This is a genomic window from Serratia sp. K-E0102 (assembly GCF_029962625.1).
GTDB lineage: Bacteria > Pseudomonadota > Gammaproteobacteria > Enterobacterales > Enterobacteriaceae > Serratia > Serratia sarumanii.
This window is the reverse complement of sequence record NZ_CP124754.1, coordinates 993,530-1,011,181: the sequence shown is the minus strand read 5'-3', so window position 1 is coordinate 1,011,181 and position 17,652 is coordinate 993,530. Positions and strand designations below refer to the sequence as shown.

The window sequence follows — 17,652 nt, the reverse complement described above, 5'->3', positions numbered from 1 at the left end:
GCGATCGTAAACACGGGGCGCAGATCCGCGCCCCGTATCGCGTCAAAAACTGAGCTGGCTGGAGAAGCCCAAAACCAGACGCTCACTCGGCAGCGCGCCGGGTTTGATCACCGGCGTGCCGGCGAAAATGTCCGCAGCAAAACGCCCCTGATTCACCTGCAGGCCAATGACGCTCCCCGCCAACTGGCCGCCTTCCCCCTGTTGTTTGGCCAACTGCCCGTAGTCGAATCCAATATAGGGTTGCAGCATGTCACGTTCCAACGTCAGCGTATTGCGCAGATACCCTCCGCTGCTGCCGATCAATTTGCTGTCGCCGCTAAACCCACGCACCGTAGAACGGTCGCCGATAAACGACTTATCCTGGATCGGCTGTGCGGCGCTCGCCCATTGCCCCGATAACTCCCCGAGATAACGCAGACGATGACCAAATGCATTGAAGGGTTTCAGCATACTGCCGCCCGCTCGCAGCTGCTGTTCGGCATGTGAACTCCCCTTCCCGACGCCGGCAAGGGCGTCGGCGGTCAGCGCGATTTGCGCACGGGCGCCATAATAAAGATGGCTGACGCCCAGCTTCAGGCTGGTTAGCCGTGCGCTCTGCAAGGCAATCTCCGTGTCATTGAGGTAATAGCGGTAATGACGTTGCAGCAGTTGCGCATTCAACGACGTTTTCTCATTCATCCCGCGCGCCAACGTATAGTCAGCCTGCAGCCCCCAATACTGCGAACGGCCATTATAGCGATAATCGGTGAAGTTGCCGGCGAAAGTCTGGTGATAGCGGCTGTCTCCGCCCAACGCGCTGAAGCGCCAGTATCCCCAAGGCAAGCTATAGTACAGGGCGCGGCTTTCATTGCCTTTGCCCGGCGGCGCCAGAATGCTGCGCGCCATCGACAGGTAAAAAACGTCGCCCAATGCGGTCAGATTATCGAGATACAGCGCGCCGCCGGTCTGATAACGCCCCGTAGAACGAACGCCGGCATCATCCGCCCAGGCGGTAAAACGCCAATATTTATCCTGTTGGCGCAGGATCTCGATATCGCTTTCGCCAGCTCGTTCGCCCGGAGCAATGCGGATATCGCTGATGACGCCCGGTATCCCCCCCATGTTCTCCAGCCCTTGCTCGATACTACGCAAATTCAGCACATCGCCGGCCGCAATGGGAAAAAGCGCATCGGGGCGGAAATAGGCGCTGCTGCCCGCCTGCATTTTCAGCTGACCGATGCGGCCATAATGCACACGAACCTTCAGTATCCCTGCCGGTACCTCTTGAACGTCGAGCTGCACCCGCGAAGTGATATAGCCTTGCGCTATCAGCGCGTTTTGCAGCTTTTTGCGCAACCTCGCCAACCCTTTCTCCCCCATACAGCGGCCACGGGCCGTATGCGCCAACTGTTTGAAAGCCGTGAGGCGTAGCGGCGCCGTCGCCGTTTCGACTTTATCGATCATCCAACACGGAGATTCGCTGATAAATATGTCCGCTTGCGCGTTTTGCTCCGGCTGCGGCGACAAAACAGGAGGGGTGGACGGTAACAGCTTGCGTTGCGTATCGCCGATGAGGCTTTCCTGGCTAACGCGTTGTTTGGCCGACGCCGGCGTGGCTTCAGCGCGGCTGCAACAGCTGAACAGCACGCCCAGACAAAGAATAAGACATTCCCTTTTCATGCTCTCTCATCCATTCCCCCACCCTTGGGTGGGGGAAACGTTTGTCACATCCAATAAGACCAACCGTAAGGCCAGCCGAAACCGCCGTATCCCCAACCCCAGCTATTCGCGGGCTTGTTGATGTCGCGGCCGTTGTTGGTGACCGCGCCGGACGTGGAGCGCATCGTGCCTGAGTTGTTGAAAGAGACGCCGCGATGGCTGATATCGCCATAGGCTTCAATCCTGCCGTAGTTGCTGAAACTGGTGTCCGACAAGCTGATGGAAGAAGCGCGAGAAACGATGCTCCCGCGGTTGGTGATGGACGTTCCCTGGATCGCCGCGCCGTTTTGGGCTTCGATCACGCCATTGCCGGCGTTGAACAAGCTGGTGGCGTTGAGTTGCAAAGCCTGCGCGGATTGAATGCCGCCGGTATTGTCGACGCGGGTCGCCCGCAGTGTCAGCGCGCCGTTTTGCGTTTTGACGCTGCCGCGATTGTTCAGTTGGGTCGCATTCAGCCGCATTGCCCCGCCCTCGATGCGGCCGATATTGTCCAGCTGCGTTGCCGTCAGGGAGGCCGAACGCGCACTCACGTTCTTTTCATTTTGCAGCCGGGTCGCGCTGATGTTCAATTGCCCCTGTGAAGCGATATTTCCTTGATTGACCAGCGAGTCGGTACTGATGTCGGCGCCACCGTTTTTCGCCTGAATCTGACCGCGGTTGGCGATACCGACGGAAGCGCGAGATACGTTTTGAGCGCCGTTGCCGATTTGCACGCGTTCATCACTTCCCGCGTCAGTTTGGATACTGACGATGCTGACATTGTTCAACGCGGCGCCGGCGTTGGAGCCCGCCCCACTGGCATTGCCGCTATTGACGCCTACGCCGTTTTCATTGGCGACCAGCCTAATCTTGTTGGCATACATTCCCCCCAACTCGGCGACGTCGATCAATACTTCAGGCTTATCTTTAGACGCTTCAACGCTATTGAAGCGGGATAGATCTGCCGAAACCGTTTTTTTCCCCGCTGAGACTAACAGGGCGTCCGCATGAACCGCCGCGCTGATTTCCGCCGTGCGCGCAATAACAGCCGTATAATCGACATCGCCCTTCGTCAAGCCCTCCCCCTCGACTCGAATATTGCCTTGATTAACGTGGTAGCCGTTAAAAGCGCCGTCCTTGAACTGCAAATCGGCGGTAGTTAATACGCCGTTGCGGGCATTAATAAAACCGCAACCGTTGCAGGTAATGCCGGATTTATTGGCAATGACAACATCGGCACGTTGCCCGGCGACTTCTACCATCCCCTTCAAAATACTTTTATTTGGCGAATTCACTTCATTCAGAATTACCTTAGCTGCACGGCCCTCTAACTGAGCGTTCCCCGCAACGGTTCCGGCCAATGACGTATTCGCGCCCGCAAGGCTGTTATTTAAAATAGCGCCCTGAGCGCCAACGTCGAACTGCGTGTAAACGTTATGCGAGACACCGTCCGCACCCGCACGATTGATATTCACCACCGGCACCTGATTGATATGGTCAACCGATGCGCCCCCCGCCTGAGGTGCTATTTGCGCCAACAGCGGCGCGCTGGGCAACAGCAACGCCGCTGCCGACAACAGCAATGTCGTCTTATTCATTTTCATTAATCGCTCTCCTTAAATAACGTTGTCCATCCCTGCCAACCATTAACTGACGTTCAGACTAATGGCGAAAAACATTAATGGCCATAGGGATATTCTCCTTTGCAATGTGCATTACCCTGATAACCATAAAATACGAATGGCCTATGCTCAGCAAAAATATAATTTGCACAGTAAGAGAAAAAATATGCGCAATCAAATGCCAAAACACAATTTCAATAGGGAATCTGCAGATAAACGCCGACAGGGTTGCCAGCGTTCGATAACAATAATATCCATACCATCAAATAAAAAAATCAATAGATATTTAATATATTGACTGAAGTGATTTTAATAAAAAAAAACCAAGTTAAGTGTATTGTTTAAAAAACGGCGTAATAAGCAGGGTTATTTGGCGGGAAAATGCGCTTTGAAAGAAAACGGCCGGCGTCTGGCGACGCCGGCGGATAAATTACGGACGATAAACCTTCACGTTGCTGAAGCCTTGCTCCAGCAGGTACAGCGCCTGCAGGCGGCTCATCACGCCGCGCTCGCAGTACAGCAGGTAGGTTTTGCTCTGATCCAGATCGCCGAACTGGGTGCTCAGCTTGTAGAACGGCAGCGCTTTCACTTCAACCTGTTCCAGCTGCAGCGGCTTCTCTTCCTGCTCGTCGTTGGAGCGGATATCCAGGATCACCTCGTCGGCGCCGAAGGCCGCGACGGTTTCCACCTCGGTCACTTGCTCCTGCGCCTGCTCGGCGATGGAGCGGATATCGACGTTCTTCGCTTCGCTCACCACCCGGTCGAGAATGCTGAAATCGAAGTGGCTCTCTTCCTCTTCGATCTTGGCCTTGACGGCTTTCACCGTCGGGCTCTTCGAAATCACGCCGCAGTATTCCGGCATGGTTTTGGCGAAGTCTTCGGTGCCGATTTCGCGCGCCAGCTTGATGATGTGCTCTTTATCGTGCGAGATCAGCGGACGCAGGATCAGGGTATCGGACGCGTTGTCGATCAAGCGCAGGTTGGTCAGCGTCTGGCTGGAGACCTGCCCCAACGCTTCGCCGGTCACCAGCGCCTGCACGCCGTAGCGTTCGGCCACTTGCGAAGCGGCGCGCACCATCATGCGCTTGAGCACCACGCCCATCTGGCCGTCGTCAATCTTCTCCAGGATCTCACCCACCACCGGCTCGAAATCGATGGCGACGAAGCGCACCTTGTGCGAGCTGGCGAAGCGATTCCACAGGTAGTGCGCCACCTGCTTCACGCCGATCTCGTGCGCGGCGCCGCCCAGGTTGAAGAAGCAGAAGTGCACGCGACAGCCGCGACGCATCAGCATGTAGCTGGACACGCCCGAGTCGAAACCGCCGGAAATCAGCGACATTACGTCTTCCTGGGTGCCGACCGGGTAACCGCCGATGCCTTCGAGGCGGCGTTTGACCAGCATCAGCTTGTCGTCTTCGATCTCCAGGTTTACCGTAACCTGCGGGCGGGTCAGGTTAACGCGCGCGCTCTCGATATGCTGGTTCAGACCGCCGCCGACATAGCGCTCCACGTCCTGCGAGTTGAACGCCTGCTTGCCGCGGCGCTTGACGCGCACGCAGAAGGTTTTGCCTTCCAGCTGGGCGCGGTAGGCTTCCAGGGTCTGCTCGAAGATGTGGTGGATATCGGTATAAGCGCGATCTTCCACTTCCAGAATATGGTGGATGCCGGGAATGCGCGTCAGGGCGTCGGCGATGACTGGCCGCTGGTTTTCATCTTTGGCGCGAACTTCGATATGATCCCAGTGACGGACGACCGCCAGCGTTTCATCATACTGCTTCAGGACGTTGCGAATATTGGTCGAGAGAATCTTGATAAAGCGCAAGCGCACAGATTGGCTCTTGATGGTGATTTCCGGGAACAATTTAATGATAAACTTCATGGCGGTCTTTGTTGTCAGATAAGAATTACGGCGCGGAGTATATCACCATATCGCCGCGCTCTGCGCACAAAACCATACATGAGCGCCATGATTTGCTAATCAAGATCCGCTAGGATAGGCTCTGGCGCCACGGTTCACATGATGACGTAAAAAGAAAATTATGCCGAAAAAACCAGCACAATCAGCCAGTACAGAGCAAACAGCCAGCTTTGAAAGCGCCCTCGGCGAGCTGGAAAGCATCGTGACGCGTCTGGAATCAGGCGAACTGCCGCTGGAAGACGCGCTGAACGAATTCGAACGCGGCGTGCAGCTGGCGCGTCAGGGCCAGCAGAAACTGCAACAGGCGGAACAGCGTGTGCAGATACTTCTTAACGACAGCGCCGACGACGCGGCGCTGGCGCCTTTCACACCGGATACCGAGTAACCGACATGTCTGAGATCGCCCCAGCGGCCGCTTTTGCCGATCAACTGCAGATTTTCCGCCAGCGCGCCGATCGCGCGCTGCTGGACTTCATCGCCCCACTGCCGTTCAACGACGGCAACATGGTGGCGGCGATGCGTCATGGCGCCTTGCTGGGCGGCAAGCGCCTGCGCCCGTTCCTGGTCTACACCACCGGCCAGATGTTCGGCGTGTCGTTGGCCAACCTGGACGCGCCGGCGGCGGCGGTGGAATGCATTCACGCCTACTCGCTGATCCACGACGATCTGCCGGCGATGGACGACGACGATCTGCGACGCGGCCAGCCGACCTGCCACATTAAATTCGGCGAAGCCAACGCGATCCTGGCCGGCGATGCGCTGCAAACGCTGGCGTTTTCGATCCTGGCCGATGCCGAAATGCCCGACGTGGCCCTGCGCGATCGGCTGGCGATGGTCTCCGAACTGGCGACCGCCAGCGGCGTAGCCGGCATGTGCGGCGGCCAATCGCTGGATCTGGAAGCCGAAGGCAAGCGCGTCGACCTGCAGGCGCTGGAGCAGATCCACCGCCACAAAACCGGCGCGCTGATCCGCGCGGCGGTGCGTCTGGGCGCGCTGAGCGCCGGCGAAGCCGGGCGAGCGGCGTTGCCGCAGCTGGATCGTTACGCCGCCGCGGTTGGCCTGGCGTTCCAGGTGCAGGATGACATTTTGGACGTTGTCGGCGAGACTGAAAAAATCGGCAAGCGCCAGGGCGCGGACCAACAACACGGAAAGAGTACCTACCCGGCGTTGCTCGGGCTTGACAGCGCGAAAGCAAAAGCGTGGGATCTCTATCAGGAAGCATTAGCTGCATTAGACACTTTGGCAGCGCAATCTTATAACACAGCGCCATTGCGAGCGTTAGCCAGCTTCATTATTGAACGCGACAATTAACGTGTGACGTTAACTCCTCTGATATGAGTATCGAATGAGTCTTGATATAGCCAAATACCCAACCCTGGCGCTAGCGGAAAACCCCGAGGAACTCCGCTCACTGCCCAAAGAGAGCTTGCCGAAGCTGTGCGATGAGCTGCGGCAATACCTGCTGAACAGCGTCAGTCGCTCCAGCGGCCACTTTGCCTCCGGGCTGGGTACCGTCGAACTGACGGTGGCGTTGCATTTCGTCTACAACACGCCGTTCGATCACCTGGTGTGGGATGTCGGCCACCAGGCCTACCCGCACAAAATTCTGACCGGCCGCCGCGACCGTATCGCCACCATTCGGCAAAAGAACGGCCTGCACCCCTTCCCGTGGCGCGCCGAAAGCGAATACGACGTGCTGTCGGTCGGCCACTCGTCGACCTCGATCAGCGCCGGCCTCGGCATGGCGGTGGCGGCGGAACGTGAAGGCAAAGGCCGCCGCACGGTGTGCGTGATCGGCGACGGCGCCATCACCGCCGGCATGGCGTTCGAAGCGATGAACCACGCCGGCGACATCAACCCGGACATGCTGGTGGTGCTGAACGATAACGAGATGTCGATATCGGAAAACGTCGGCGCGCTGAACAACCACCTGGCGCAGCTGCTGTCCGGCAAGCTTTACTCCACCCTGCGCGAAGGCGGCAAGAAAGTGCTGGCCGGCGTGCCGCCGATCAAGGAGCTGGTGAAACGCACCGAAGAGCACCTGAAAGGCATGGTGGTGCCGGGCACACTGTTCGAAGAGCTGGGCTTCAACTATATCGGCCCGGTAGACGGGCACGACGTGCAGGGGCTGATCGCCACGTTGAAAAACATGCGCGATCTGAAAGGCCCGCAGCTGTTGCACATCATGACCAAGAAAGGCCGCGGTTACGCGCCGGCGGAGAAGGATCCGATCAGCTTCCACGCGGTGCCGAAGTTCGATCCCGCCAGCGGCACGCTGCCGAAAAGCGCCGGCGGTCTGCCGACCTATTCGAAAATCTTCGGCGACTGGCTGTGTGAAACCGCCGCCAAAGACAGCTCGCTGATGGCGATCACGCCGGCGATGCGCGAAGGCTCCGGCATGGTGCAGTTCTCTCGTGACTACCCGCAGCAATATTTCGACGTGGCGATTGCCGAGCAGCATGCGGTCACCTTCGCCGCCGGGCTGGCGATCGGCGGCTACAAGCCGGTGGTGGCGATCTATTCCACCTTCCTGCAACGCGCCTACGATCAGCTGATCCACGATGTGGCGATCCAAAACCTGCCGGTGATGTTCGCCATCGATCGCGGCGGCATCGTCGGCGCCGACGGCCAGACTCACCAGGGGGCGTTCGATCTGTCGTTCATGCGCTGCATCCCGACCATGGTGATCATGACGCCGAGCGACGAGAACGAATGCCGCCAGATGCTGTACACCGGCTATCACTACAACGACGGCCCGAGCGCCGTACGCTATCCGCGCGGCACCGGCACCGGCGCGGCGCTGGAGCCGCTCAACCTGCTGCCGATCGGCAAAGGCGTGGTGCGCCGCCAGGGGGAAAAGATCGCCATTCTCAACTTCGGCACCCTGCTGCCGGAGGCCGCGCAAGCGGCGGAGGCGCTCAACGCCACGCTGGTCGACATGCGCTTCGTCAAACCGCTGGACGAGCAGCTGGTGCTCGAACTGGCCGCCAGCCATGAAACGCTGGTCACGCTGGAAGAGAACGCCATCATGGGCGGCGCCGGCAGCGGCGTCAACGAACTGCTGATGGCTAAACGCCGTCCGGTGCCGGTGCTGAACCTCGGCCTGCCGGACAGCTTTGTCTCGCAGGGCAGCCAGGAAGAACTGCGCGCCGATCTGGGGCTGGACGCCGCCGGCATTCAGCGCCAAATCGAAACCTGGCTGGCGCAGTAATCGCCACTCGCGCCTGAAAAAACGCCTCCGCTCTCGGGGGCGTTTTCGTTTCCGCCCTCCGGGATCCGCGCTACAGTTACTGTCTGAGCTTTCGAATGGGAGGCAAGCATGAAGTACCTGAAACTGGGCAACACCGATCTGAACGTCTCGCGCATCTGCCTGGGCTGCATGACCTACGGCGAACCGAACCGCGGCAATCACGCCTGGACGCTGCCGGAAGAGAGCAGCCGCCCGCTGCTGAAACAGGCGCTGGAAGCCGGCATCAACTTTTTCGATACCGCCAACAGCTATTCCGACGGCAGCAGCGAGGAGATCCTCGGCCGGGCGCTGCGCGACTATGCGCGCCGCGAAGACGTGGTGGTCGCCACCAAGGTGTATTTCCCGCTGAGCAACCTGGAGCGCGGTTTGTCGCGCGCCAACATCATGCAATCCATCGACGACAGCCTGCGCCGTCTCGGCACCGACTATGTCGATTTGCTGCAGATCCACCGCTGGGATTACGAAACGCCGCTGGAAGAGACGATGGAAGCGCTGCACGACGTGGTGAAAGCCGGCAAGGCGCGTTACATCGGCGCCTCCTCGATGTACGCCTGGCAGTTCGCCAAGGCGCTGTATACCGCCGATCTGCACGGCTGGACGCGCTTTGTTAGCATGCAGGATCAATACAACCTGATCCAGCGCGAAGAAGAGCGCGAAATGCATCCGCTGTGTACCGCCGAAGGCATCGCCGTGCTGCCGTGGAGCCCGCTGGCGCGCGGCCGCCTGACCCGCCCCTGGGGCGAAACCACCGCGCGGCTGGTTTCCGACCAGTTCGGCAAGAGCCTGTACGAGGAAACTGAAGGCATCGACGCCATTATCGCCGAGCGCGTCGCCAGCCTCGCCGACGAACGCGGCGTTTCACGCGCGCAGATCGCGCTGGCCTGGCTGCTGAACAAGCCGGCGGTCAGCGCGCCGATCGTCGGCGCTTCACGCAGCGAGCAGTTGGATGACGCCATCGCCGCGGTCGATTTGAGTTTGTCGCCGCAAGAGATCGCAGAACTGGAGACGGCTTACGTGCCGCATCGGGTGACGGGATTTGAATAAGAGAAGCGGGCGCAAAACGGCGCGCCCGTCTGTCAGAACAGCCCGATCGGCCAGTGGTGCCCAATCAGGTAGATGATGCCGGCGGACAGCACGCCGGCGATGATATCGTCGACCATGATGCCCATGCCGCCATGCACGTTGCGGTCGAACCAGCGGATCGGCCACGGCTTCCACATGTCGAGAATGCGGAAGATAACGAAACCGGCGGCGACCCAGCGCCAGTCGTTGACCGGCAGCGCCATCAGCGTGATCCACATGCCAACGAACTCGTCCCAGACGATGCTGCCGTGATCGTGCACCTTCATGTCTTTTGCCGTGCGGTGGCAAATATAGACGCCGATGCAGATGCTGAACATCACCGTCAGCGAGTAGAGCTGCCACGGCAGCTGGAGCAGCAGCAGCCAAAACGGGATCGCCGCCAGCGATCCCATGGTGCCCGGCATCACCGGCGACAAACCGCTGCCAAACCCGGTGGCCAGCAGGTGCCACGGATTGCTCATCCGCAGCCGGCGCTTGGCTTCATCCATGGGTGCCCGGCTCCGCGTTGAAATGATCGAACCCAGCCCAGTCCAGCTCTACCGCCTCATCGTCGCGATAATAGCGGATGCCTTCAGACAGCGGGCCAATTTGGCCGATGCAGGTGTAGTCGGCCCCGAGGTGGCTCAACGCCACTTCCAGCGCACCGCGGTTGATCTCCGGCACGGTGAAGCACAGCTCGTAATCTTCGCCGCCCGCCAGCGCCCAGCGCAGCGCCTGTTCGGCATCGGCGTGGCTGCTCAGCGCCTGCGACATCGGCAGCTCGTCCAGCACGATGCGTGCGCCACAGTCGCTGGCCTTAAGGATATGCTTCAGATCGGAAATCAGGCCGTCGGAGATGTCGATCGCCGAGCTGGCCAGATCGCGCAGCGCCTGCCCCTGCAACACCCGCGGCTGCGGCCGCAGATGGCGAGCGACCAAATAATCGCGCGCCGTCGTTTCCGTCACCGCCAAACGATCCTGCAGGATCGCCAACCCGGCGGCGCTGTCGCCCAGCGTGCCGGTCACATAGATCCAGTCGCCGATGCGCGCGCCGCTGCGAGTCAGGGCCCGGCCGGCCGGGATCAGCCCCTGGATGGTCAGCGTCATGCTCAGCGGCCCGCGCGTGGTATCGCCGCCGATCAGCTGCATGCCGTAATAGTTGAGCTGATCGAACAGGCTGTCGCTGAAGGCCTTCAGCCAGGATTCGTTCACTTCAGGCAGGGTCAGCGCCAGCGAAAGCCAGGCCGGATCGGCGCCCATCGCCGCCAGATCGCTCAGATTGACCGCCAACGCCTTATAGCCGAGATCGGCCGGATCGATGTCCGGCAGAAAGTGCACGCCCGCCACCAGCGTATCGGTACTGACGGCCACCAGCTGTTTTTCCGGCACTGCCAGCAGTGCGCAGTCATCTCCAATGCCCAACTGTACATCCCGGCGCACACGCTTGAACCGGTCAAAATAGCGGGCAATGAGGTCAAATTCGCCGCATGCCATATCGATATTCCACTAGAAGAAATTAAGGCCGGGAATGCCGGCCTTAATGTTTTACTTTTTCTTGCGAAGGGTTGGCGCCACTTTATCCAGCACCCCGTTCACAAACTTGTGGCTGTCTTCCGCGCCGAAGGTTTTCGCCAGTTCGATCGCTTCGTTGATCGCCACCTTGTAAGGGACATCCTCGCGCATTTTCAGTTCAAACAGCGCGACGCGCAGCACCGCGCGCTCCACCTGGCCCAGCTCTTCGAGCTGACGCGACAGGTAAGGCGCCATCAGTTCGTCCAGCATACCTGCATTCACTGCCGCGCCGGACAGCAACTCGCGAAAATAGGCGACGTCAACATCTTTGACATCCTGCTCCGTCAGGAACTGGTGTTCAACATCGGCAAGGTCGTTTTTAGACAACTGCCAAGAGTAAAGCGCTTGAACAGCGCACTCACGAGCGCGGCGACGAGCAGCAGGTTTCACGGAATTCCCCTTAACTAAATTCAGGCTTTAATAGCTTTGATAACATTAATCATTTCAAGTGCGGTCAGCGCGGCTTCAGCGCCCTTGTTGCCCGCTTTGGTGCCGGCGCGTTCGATCGCCTGCTCGATGCTTTCGGTGGTCAGCACGCCAAAAGCAACCGGGATTTCGGCATTCATCGCAACGTTGCCGATGCCGGAGCTGGCTTCGCCCGCCACATATTCGAAGTGCGCGGTGCCCCCACGGATAACGGTGCCCAGCGCGATAACCGCGTCGTATTTGCCGGTTTTGGCCAATACGCTCGCCGTCAGCGGCAGCTCGTAAGCGCCCGGGACCCAGACAACGGTGATGTTGTCGTCAGCAACCTGACCAATGCGTTTCAACGCGTCGATCGCGCCTTCCAGCAGGCTGTCGTTGATGAAATTGTTAAAACGTGCAATTGCGATCGCCACGCGGGCCTTTGGAGTAGCAACAACACCTTCGATAACTTTCATGGGCTTTCCTTAAAAATGGGTTCAATACCCCGCAGGGGGGCGGATTCTATCATATTCTTTCATCGCCTGCGCGGCGCTTTTGTAAAACCGGCGCACGGGCGCGAGATTCAGTGTTTCGCCCGCAGGCGCAAACGCAGGTCGGGGCCAACCTGGCGCACGTCGCTGAAGACGAACTCCGGCACGTCGGCCAATCGCTCCAGGCCCGGCAGGTGGCACAGGCCACGGCCATTATCGCCCAACAGTTTCGGCGCGATGTACAAAATGAGCTCATCCACCAGGCCGGCCTGCAGCAGTGCGCCGGCCAGCGATGCGCCCGCCTCCACCCAGATTGAATTCACCTGGCGCTTGGCCAACAGCATCATCATCACCACCAGATCGACGCCGCCGCCGTGCGCCGGGCAGATAAACTGCTCGACGTCTTGCGGCCAGGCCTGTTCATCCGCCTCCAGGCGCGCCAGCCAGGTGGCGCCCGGCTGCTGCACCACGCGGTGCTGCGGAGTAATGCGATTTTGGCTGTCGAGCAGGATGCGCAGCGGCTGGCGCAGATTGTCGCGCGGATAGAGGCGCTGCGTCTCGGCGTCCAATTCATCCCAACGCACCGTCAGCGACGGATCGTCCGCCAGCACGGTGGCGCTGGTGCTGAGAATGGCGGCATTCTGCGCGCGCAGGCGCTGCACGTCCTGACGCGCTTCGGGTGAGGTGATCCACTGGCTCTCGCCGGAGGCCATCGCCGTACGGCCGTCCAGCGACGCGCCCAGCTTCAGCTGCACGTAAGGGAAACCGGTGCGCATGCGCTTGAGGAAGCCCAGGTTGACCGCTTCGGCCTCGGCCAGCATCAGGCCGTGCCGCACCTCGACGCCGGCCTGCTGCAGCTTGTACAGCCCGCGCCCCGCCACCTGCGGATTGGGATCTTGCATCGCCGCGACCACCCGGGTTACGCCGGCGGCCACCAGCGCATCGGCGCAGGGCGGCGTGCGGCCGTGATGGCTGCACGGCTCGAGCGTGACATAGGCGGTGGCGCCGCGCGCCTTGTCGCCCGCCATGCGCAGCGCGTGCACTTCCGCGTGCGGCTCGCCGGCGCGCAGATGATAGCCTTCACCGACAATTTCGCCGTCGCGCACGATAACGCAGCCGACGTTCGGATTGGGTGCGGTGGTAAAACGCCCCAGCCGCGCCAGTTCGAAGGCGCGCGCCATATAAAGTTCGTCGTGATGCATGAAAGATCCTTTAGTCTTGCAGGCGGGCGATCTCTTCGCCGAACTCGCGCACGTCTTCGAAGCTGCGGTACACCGACGCGAAGCGAATATAGGCGACCTTATCCAGCTTTTTCAGCGCGTCCATCACCAGATTGCCCACCAGTTTGGTCGGCACTTCTCGTTCGCCGGTGGCGCGCAGTTGGGATTTTATATGATTAAGGGCGTTTTCCACGTCGTCCGAGCTGACCGGGCGCTTTTCCAGCGCTTTCAGCATGCCGCGGCGCAGTTTGTCTTCGTTGAACGGCTCGCGCACCTCATCGCTTTTAATCACTCGCGGCATCACCAGCTCAGCCACCTCGAAGGTGGTGAAGCGTTCATTGCACACCAGACACTGGCGGCGACGGCGCACTTGCGAACCGTCCCCCACCAGGCGGGAATCAATGACTTTGGTATCAACGGCGGCGCAGAAAGGGCAATGCATAACACGTCCTGATAAACGTTTTTTATAGATAAATGCAGTTTACCCCGAAGTGCAGCCACAACAAAGGGCGGCGGCCATTTGTTGCGACACGCGGCCGGGAAGCGGCGCCGATATGACTTTCCCCTCCGGGCGGACTAAGCTGATAACAGGAGATTCAGCATAGGAAATCGCCGTCATGACAACCTGTTACCCCAAAATCGCCCTGCTCGCCGCCGCCGTGTTGCTGGCGGGCTGCGCGCATAACGCCGCCGTGCCCCAGCTGCGCCATCAGGTCGCCGCGCTGAACCAGAAAGTGAGCGTGCTGACCGATCAAACCACCGCGCTGGAGCGGCAGAATCAGCTCAATCAGCACTCCGACAACGGCGTCTATCTGCTGCCGGCGGCCCGAAGCGCCGCCCGTTTGCAGAGCGGTATCGGCGAACTGAGCGTTTCGCTGAGCCACATCAAGAACGAAGCCAACGGCACGCAGGCGCAGCTGCATGTGCGCGTCCTCTCACAGGCCACGCTGCCGCCGTTCAAAGCCGTGGTGGAATGGGGCCAGTTGGACGACGCCACCGGCCGGCCGTTGACCGCCGAGGCGCTGTCGCAACCGATCGCCAGCGCCGATTCGCTGCTGCCGAAGCCCGGCCAGGACTTCGAACTGCGCTTCAGCGGCCTGACGCCGGAACAATTGGGCTATATCCGTCTGCACAGTCTGGTTTCGACCGTCCAACCGGCGGTAGTGAAGCAGCACTGACCCCCGAGGCAAAAAAAAAGGAGCGCCATCGGCGCTCCTTCTCATATCGCTGAATACTGCGGTTGTTAAGGCAGAATCGAAGGCTGATCTGCGCCCTCTTTTTCCACTTTTTGCTGCAGCATGTGTTCGCGTTTCATCCCCAGCTTCAACGCCAGCGCGGACGCGACGTAGATCGAGGAGACGGTACCGATCGACACGCCGATCAGCATCGCCAGCGAGAAGCCTTGCAGCATCGCGCCACCGAAGATGTACAGCATCAGCACCACCATCAGGGTGGTCCCGGAAGTCATCAGCGTACGGCTCAGCGTCTGGGTCAACGACACGTTCATGATCTCGTAAGGCGTACCGCGGCGGATCTTGCGGAAGTTCTCACGAATACGGTCGGAAACCACGATGCTGTCGTTCAGCGAGTAGCCGATAACCGACATCAGGGACGCGACGATGGTCAGGTCAATCTCGATATGGAACAGCGACAGCACGCCCAGCGTGATGATCACGTCGTGCGCCAGCGCGATAACCGCCCCCAGCGCCAGGCGCCATTCGAAGCGGAAACCGACGTAGATCAGGATACAGATCAACGCCACCAGCAGCGCCATGCCGCCGGTTTGCGCCAGTTCGCTGCCCACGCTCGGGCCGACGAACTCGATGCGCTTCACGGTGGCATTTTTATCCACCGAGTCGTTGATCACGCCGATCACCTTGTTGCCCAGTTCCTGGCCTGCGGTGCCGGTCGCCGGTGGCATGCGCACCATCACGTCGCGGCTGCTGCCGAAGTTCTGGATGATCGGATCCTGGAACCCGGCCTTCTCCAGCGTATCGCGCATCAGGTCGAGATTAGCCGGTTTCTCCAGGTTGATTTCAATCACCGTACCGCCGGTGAAATCCAGACCCCAGTTAAACCCTCGCACCGACATGGTGGCGATCGACGCGACCAACAGCACCAACGAGATGCCGAAGGCCACGTAGTCCCAGCGCATAAAGTCGTAGACTTTACGGCCGTAGTTGAGTTGCTCAACAGTATAATCCTGTGCCACAACGCACTCCTCAGATAGACAGCTTGTTAATGCGTTTGCCGCCGTAAAGCAGGTTGACGATGGCACGGGTACCGACAATCGCGGTGAACATGGACGTCGCCACACCGATAGCGGTGGTGATCGCAAAGCCTTTGATCGAACCGGTGCCGACTGCGTACAGGATGATCGCGGTGATCAGCGTGGTGATGTTGGCGTCAACGATACTGGAGAACGCGCCTTTATAGCCCTCATGGATCGCCTGCTGAACGGACCTGCCGTTCTTCAGCTCTTCCTTGATACGTTCGTTAATCAGTACGTTGGCGTCGACCGCCACCGCCAGCGTCAACACGATCCCGGCGATGCCCGGCATGGTCAGCGTCGCCCCCGGCAACAGGGACATCACGCCGACGATCAGCACCAGGTTGGCGACCAGCGCCGTGGTGGCGATCACGCCGAACTTACGGTACCAGACCACCATGAAGACGATGGACGCCACCAGGCCCCACAGACAGGCTTCCAGACCCTGGGTGATGTTCTGCTGACCCAGGGTCGGGCCGATGGTGCGCTCTTCGACGATCTGAATCGGCGCGATCAGCGCGCCCGCACGCAGCAGCAGCGAAAGCTGACGCGCTTCGTTCGGGTTGCCGATACCGGTGATGCGGAAGCTGTTGCCCAGACGCGACTGAATGTTCGCCACGTTGATCACTTCTTCCTGTTTCACCAGCACTGCACGGCCGTTGGCGTCTTTCTTGCCGCTGTCCTTATACTCCACGAACAGGGTCGCCATCGGCTTGCCGATGTTGTCCTTGGTGAAGTTGGACATGGACGTGCCGCCGGCGCTGTCCAGCGAGATGTTAACCTGCGGCTGGTTGTATTCGTCGGTGCTCGAGGTGGAGTCAGTGATGTGATCACCGGTCAGGATCACGCGCTTGTACAGCACGATCGGCTGGCCGTCACGGGTGTATTTCACCTCGGAGTCGCCCGGCACGCGGCCGTTGGCCGCCGCAGTGGCGTCCGCATTGGTGTTCACCAGACGGAATTCGAGGGTCGCGGTGGCGCCCAGAATTTCTTTGGCGCGCGCGGTGTCCTGAATGCCCGGCAGCTCGACCACGATGCGGTCGGCGCCCTGGCGCTGTACCAGCGGTTCGGCGACGCCGAGCTGGTTGACGCGGTTACGCAGGATAGTGATGTTCTGCTGGACGGCGTATTCGCGCGCTTCGCTCAGACGGGCGTCCGTCAGGCTGGCTTTCATGGTGTTGGCGCCGTTGGCGGACAGCACCAGATCGCGCTGACGCGGGCCGATGTAGCTGATGGCCTGGTCACGGGCCGCATTGTCGCGGAAGCGAACTTCCACGCCGTTGTTGTCCAGCTTGCGGATAGACGCGTAAGGAATGCCCTTCTCGCGCAGCTCGCTGCGCAGGGTATCCATGGTCTGTTCCTGCAGCTTGCTCAACGCGGTGTCCATGTCCACTTCCATCAGGAAGTGTACGCCGCCGCGCAGGTCCAGGCCGAGTTTCATCGGCTCTGCGCCCAGCATGGCCAGCCAGGTCGGCGTGGCCGGCGCCAGGTTCAGCGCCACGACGAATTTGTCACCCAGCTCGGTCACCAGCGCTTCGCGGGCGCGCAGCTGAACGTCAGGATCTTTAAAGCGAGCCAGGATGGCGCCATTTTCCAGCGCAATCGACTTGCTCGCGATGTTGTCTTTTTCTAATACGGTACGGACCTGGTCCAGCGTAGTTTCACTGGCGGCGACGCCGCGCGCGCCAGTGATTTGTACGGCCGGATCCTCACCGTAGATGTTGGGAAGCGCATAAAGCAGACCGACGAGGATCACCACGATCAACATCAGATACTTCCACAAAGGATAACGGTTTAGCACGGCAATTCCCTTCGGGAAAAAAGATTACAGGGCCTTCATGGTACCTTTCGGCAGAACGGCCGCCACGAAGTCACGCTTGATCATCACTTCCGTGGTGTCGTTCAGCGCGATGGCGATGATGCCGGTGTCGGCCACTTTGGTCACGCGACCGATCAGGCCGCCGGTGGTCAGCACTTCGTCGCCTTTACCGATGGAGTCCATCAGCTTCTTGTGATCTTTAGCGCGTTTCTGCTGTGGGCGCAGGATCATGAAGTAGAAGATCAGGCCGAACACCACCAGCATAATGATCAGAGAGTACGGGCTTCCCTGAGCCGGAGCCCCTGCGGATGCGACGGCGTCAGAAATGAAAAAGCTCATTGAAATTC

Annotated in this window: 17 protein-coding genes; 5 read left to right on the top strand and 12 right to left on the bottom strand. The window is 60.0% G+C overall.

Going from position 1 to position 17,652, the window contains the following annotated elements; genetic code table 11:
* Nucleotides 1–42 precede the first annotated feature (42 nt).
* The 3 genes from SSARUM2_RS04680 to thiI form a co-directional block, all read right to left on the bottom strand.
* Nucleotides 43–1,659: a ShlB/FhaC/HecB family hemolysin secretion/activation protein gene (locus SSARUM2_RS04680; RefSeq protein WP_065404217.1), complete on the bottom strand. Its 1,617-nt coding sequence runs from the start codon at nucleotides 1,657–1,659 to the stop codon at nucleotides 43–45.
* A 44-nt stretch (nucleotides 1,660–1,703) separates the two neighbouring features.
* Nucleotides 1,704–3,281 carry a filamentous hemagglutinin N-terminal domain-containing protein gene (locus SSARUM2_RS04675; protein WP_060437353.1) on the bottom strand — a complete coding sequence of 526 codons (1,578 nt, stop codon included), beginning with the start codon at nucleotides 3,279–3,281 and terminating at the stop codon, nucleotides 1,704–1,706.
* A gap of 448 nt (nucleotides 3,282–3,729) precedes the next feature.
* Nucleotides 3,730–5,178 carry a tRNA uracil 4-sulfurtransferase ThiI gene (gene thiI, locus SSARUM2_RS04670; RefSeq protein WP_033637305.1) on the bottom strand — a complete coding sequence of 483 codons (1,449 nt, stop codon included), beginning with the start codon at nucleotides 5,176–5,178 and terminating at the stop codon, nucleotides 3,730–3,732.
* Between the two features lie 160 nt (nucleotides 5,179–5,338).
* Between thiI and xseB the strand changes: the two genes are divergently transcribed.
* The 4 genes from xseB (at nucleotide 5,339) to SSARUM2_RS04650 (ending at nucleotide 9,511) form a co-directional block, all read left to right on the top strand.
* The gene (xseB, locus tag SSARUM2_RS04665; RefSeq protein WP_033642062.1) at nucleotides 5,339–5,602 is read left to right on the top strand and encodes an exodeoxyribonuclease VII small subunit; all 264 of its coding nucleotides are present in this window, start codon (nucleotides 5,339–5,341) and stop codon (nucleotides 5,600–5,602) included.
* Nucleotides 5,603–5,607: 5 nt separating this feature from the next.
* A complete protein-coding gene (gene ispA / locus SSARUM2_RS04660) occupies nucleotides 5,608–6,528 on the top strand; it encodes a (2E,6E)-farnesyl diphosphate synthase (protein WP_033637304.1) in 921 nt (306 codons plus the stop codon).
* A gap of 34 nt (nucleotides 6,529–6,562) precedes the next feature.
* Nucleotides 6,563–8,428 carry a 1-deoxy-D-xylulose-5-phosphate synthase gene (gene dxs, locus SSARUM2_RS04655; protein WP_060452702.1) on the top strand — a complete coding sequence of 622 codons (1,866 nt, stop codon included), beginning with the start codon at nucleotides 6,563–6,565 and terminating at the stop codon, nucleotides 8,426–8,428.
* Between the two features lie 108 nt (nucleotides 8,429–8,536).
* Entirely contained in the window at nucleotides 8,537–9,511 is a 975-nt protein-coding gene (locus SSARUM2_RS04650; RefSeq protein WP_060452701.1) for an aldo/keto reductase, read from the top strand.
* A 32-nt stretch (nucleotides 9,512–9,543) separates the two neighbouring features.
* On the opposite strand, the gene pgpA is transcribed toward SSARUM2_RS04650, so the two are convergent.
* The 6 genes from pgpA to nrdR form a co-directional block, all read right to left on the bottom strand.
* On the bottom strand, nucleotides 9,544–10,038 hold the full coding sequence (pgpA, locus tag SSARUM2_RS04645; RefSeq protein WP_033653272.1) for a phosphatidylglycerophosphatase A: 495 nt from the start codon (nucleotides 10,036–10,038) through the stop codon (nucleotides 9,544–9,546).
* Nucleotides 10,031–11,023, bottom strand: a complete 993-nt coding sequence (gene thiL / locus SSARUM2_RS04640) for a thiamine-phosphate kinase (protein WP_033637301.1) — start codon at nucleotides 11,021–11,023, stop codon at nucleotides 10,031–10,033. The genes pgpA and thiL overlap by 8 nt, the downstream gene beginning before the upstream one ends.
* Before the next feature lie 51 nt (nucleotides 11,024–11,074).
* Nucleotides 11,075–11,491: a transcription antitermination factor NusB gene (nusB, locus tag SSARUM2_RS04635; RefSeq protein WP_004940384.1), complete on the bottom strand. Its 417-nt coding sequence runs from the start codon at nucleotides 11,489–11,491 to the stop codon at nucleotides 11,075–11,077.
* Between the two features lie 20 nt (nucleotides 11,492–11,511).
* The gene (gene ribE, locus SSARUM2_RS04630; RefSeq protein WP_033637299.1) at nucleotides 11,512–11,982 is read right to left on the bottom strand and encodes a 6,7-dimethyl-8-ribityllumazine synthase; all 471 of its coding nucleotides are present in this window, start codon (nucleotides 11,980–11,982) and stop codon (nucleotides 11,512–11,514) included.
* A gap of 107 nt (nucleotides 11,983–12,089) precedes the next feature.
* Nucleotides 12,090–13,199, bottom strand: a complete 1,110-nt coding sequence (ribD, locus tag SSARUM2_RS04625; RefSeq protein ID WP_049213802.1) for a bifunctional diaminohydroxyphosphoribosylaminopyrimidine deaminase/5-amino-6-(5-phosphoribosylamino)uracil reductase RibD — start codon at nucleotides 13,197–13,199, stop codon at nucleotides 12,090–12,092.
* A gap of 10 nt (nucleotides 13,200–13,209) precedes the next feature.
* Nucleotides 13,210–13,659, bottom strand: coding sequence for a transcriptional regulator NrdR (gene nrdR / locus SSARUM2_RS04620; RefSeq protein ID WP_004940387.1), 450 nt, complete (start codon nucleotides 13,657–13,659; stop codon nucleotides 13,210–13,212).
* Between the two features lie 175 nt (nucleotides 13,660–13,834).
* Between nrdR and SSARUM2_RS04615 the strand changes: the two genes are divergently transcribed.
* On the top strand, nucleotides 13,835–14,395 hold the full coding sequence (locus SSARUM2_RS04615) for a DUF3251 domain-containing protein (protein WP_049213800.1): 561 nt from the start codon (nucleotides 13,835–13,837) through the stop codon (nucleotides 14,393–14,395).
* Between the two features lie 65 nt (nucleotides 14,396–14,460).
* Here SSARUM2_RS04615 and secF read toward each other — a convergent pair whose 3' ends face one another.
* The 3 genes from secF to yajC are packed head-to-tail and all read right to left on the bottom strand — an operon-like array spanning nucleotide 14,461 to nucleotide 17,644.
* On the bottom strand, nucleotides 14,461–15,429 hold the full coding sequence (gene secF / locus SSARUM2_RS04610; RefSeq protein ID WP_019454209.1) for a protein translocase subunit SecF: 969 nt from the start codon (nucleotides 15,427–15,429) through the stop codon (nucleotides 14,461–14,463).
* Nucleotides 15,430–15,439: 10 nt separating this feature from the next.
* Nucleotides 15,440–17,287 carry a protein translocase subunit SecD gene (secD, locus tag SSARUM2_RS04605; RefSeq protein WP_072008390.1) on the bottom strand — a complete coding sequence of 616 codons (1,848 nt, stop codon included), beginning with the start codon at nucleotides 17,285–17,287 and terminating at the stop codon, nucleotides 15,440–15,442.
* Between the two features lie 24 nt (nucleotides 17,288–17,311).
* A complete protein-coding gene (gene yajC, locus SSARUM2_RS04600) occupies nucleotides 17,312–17,644 on the bottom strand; it encodes a preprotein translocase subunit YajC (protein WP_004940391.1) in 333 nt (110 codons plus the stop codon).
* Nucleotides 17,645–17,652 lie beyond the last annotated feature (8 nt).

Excerpts from the sequence above, each read along its gene's own strand:
- SSARUM2_RS04650 (WP_060452701.1), top strand. The coding sequence starts at position 8,537 with ATGAAGTACCTGAAACTGGGCAACACCGATCTGAACGTCTCGCGCATC.
- pgpA (WP_033653272.1), bottom strand. The coding sequence starts at position 10,038 with ATGGATGAAGCCAAGCGCCGGCTGCGGATGAGCAATCCGTGGCACCTG.
- ispA (WP_033637304.1), top strand. The coding sequence starts at position 5,608 with ATGTCTGAGATCGCCCCAGCGGCCGCTTTTGCCGATCAACTGCAGATT.
- dxs (WP_060452702.1), top strand. The coding sequence starts at position 6,563 with ATGAGTCTTGATATAGCCAAATACCCAACCCTGGCGCTAGCGGAAAAC.
- SSARUM2_RS04675 (WP_060437353.1), bottom strand. The coding sequence starts at position 3,281 with ATGAAAATGAATAAGACGACATTGCTGTTGTCGGCAGCGGCGTTGCTG.
- yajC (WP_004940391.1), bottom strand. The coding sequence starts at position 17,644 with ATGAGCTTTTTCATTTCTGACGCCGTCGCATCCGCAGGGGCTCCGGCT.
- nrdR (WP_004940387.1), bottom strand. The coding sequence starts at position 13,659 with ATGCATTGCCCTTTCTGCGCCGCCGTTGATACCAAAGTCATTGATTCC.
- ribD (WP_049213802.1), bottom strand. The coding sequence starts at position 13,199 with ATGCATCACGACGAACTTTATATGGCGCGCGCCTTCGAACTGGCGCGG.
- xseB (WP_033642062.1), top strand. The coding sequence starts at position 5,339 with ATGCCGAAAAAACCAGCACAATCAGCCAGTACAGAGCAAACAGCCAGC.
- thiI (WP_033637305.1), bottom strand. The coding sequence starts at position 5,178 with ATGAAGTTTATCATTAAATTGTTCCCGGAAATCACCATCAAGAGCCAA.
- ribE (WP_033637299.1), bottom strand. The coding sequence starts at position 11,982 with ATGAAAGTTATCGAAGGTGTTGTTGCTACTCCAAAGGCCCGCGTGGCG.
- thiL (WP_033637301.1), bottom strand. The coding sequence starts at position 11,023 with ATGGCATGCGGCGAATTTGACCTCATTGCCCGCTATTTTGACCGGTTC.
- SSARUM2_RS04615 (WP_049213800.1), top strand. The coding sequence starts at position 13,835 with ATGACAACCTGTTACCCCAAAATCGCCCTGCTCGCCGCCGCCGTGTTG.
- SSARUM2_RS04680 (WP_065404217.1), bottom strand. The coding sequence starts at position 1,659 with ATGAAAAGGGAATGTCTTATTCTTTGTCTGGGCGTGCTGTTCAGCTGT.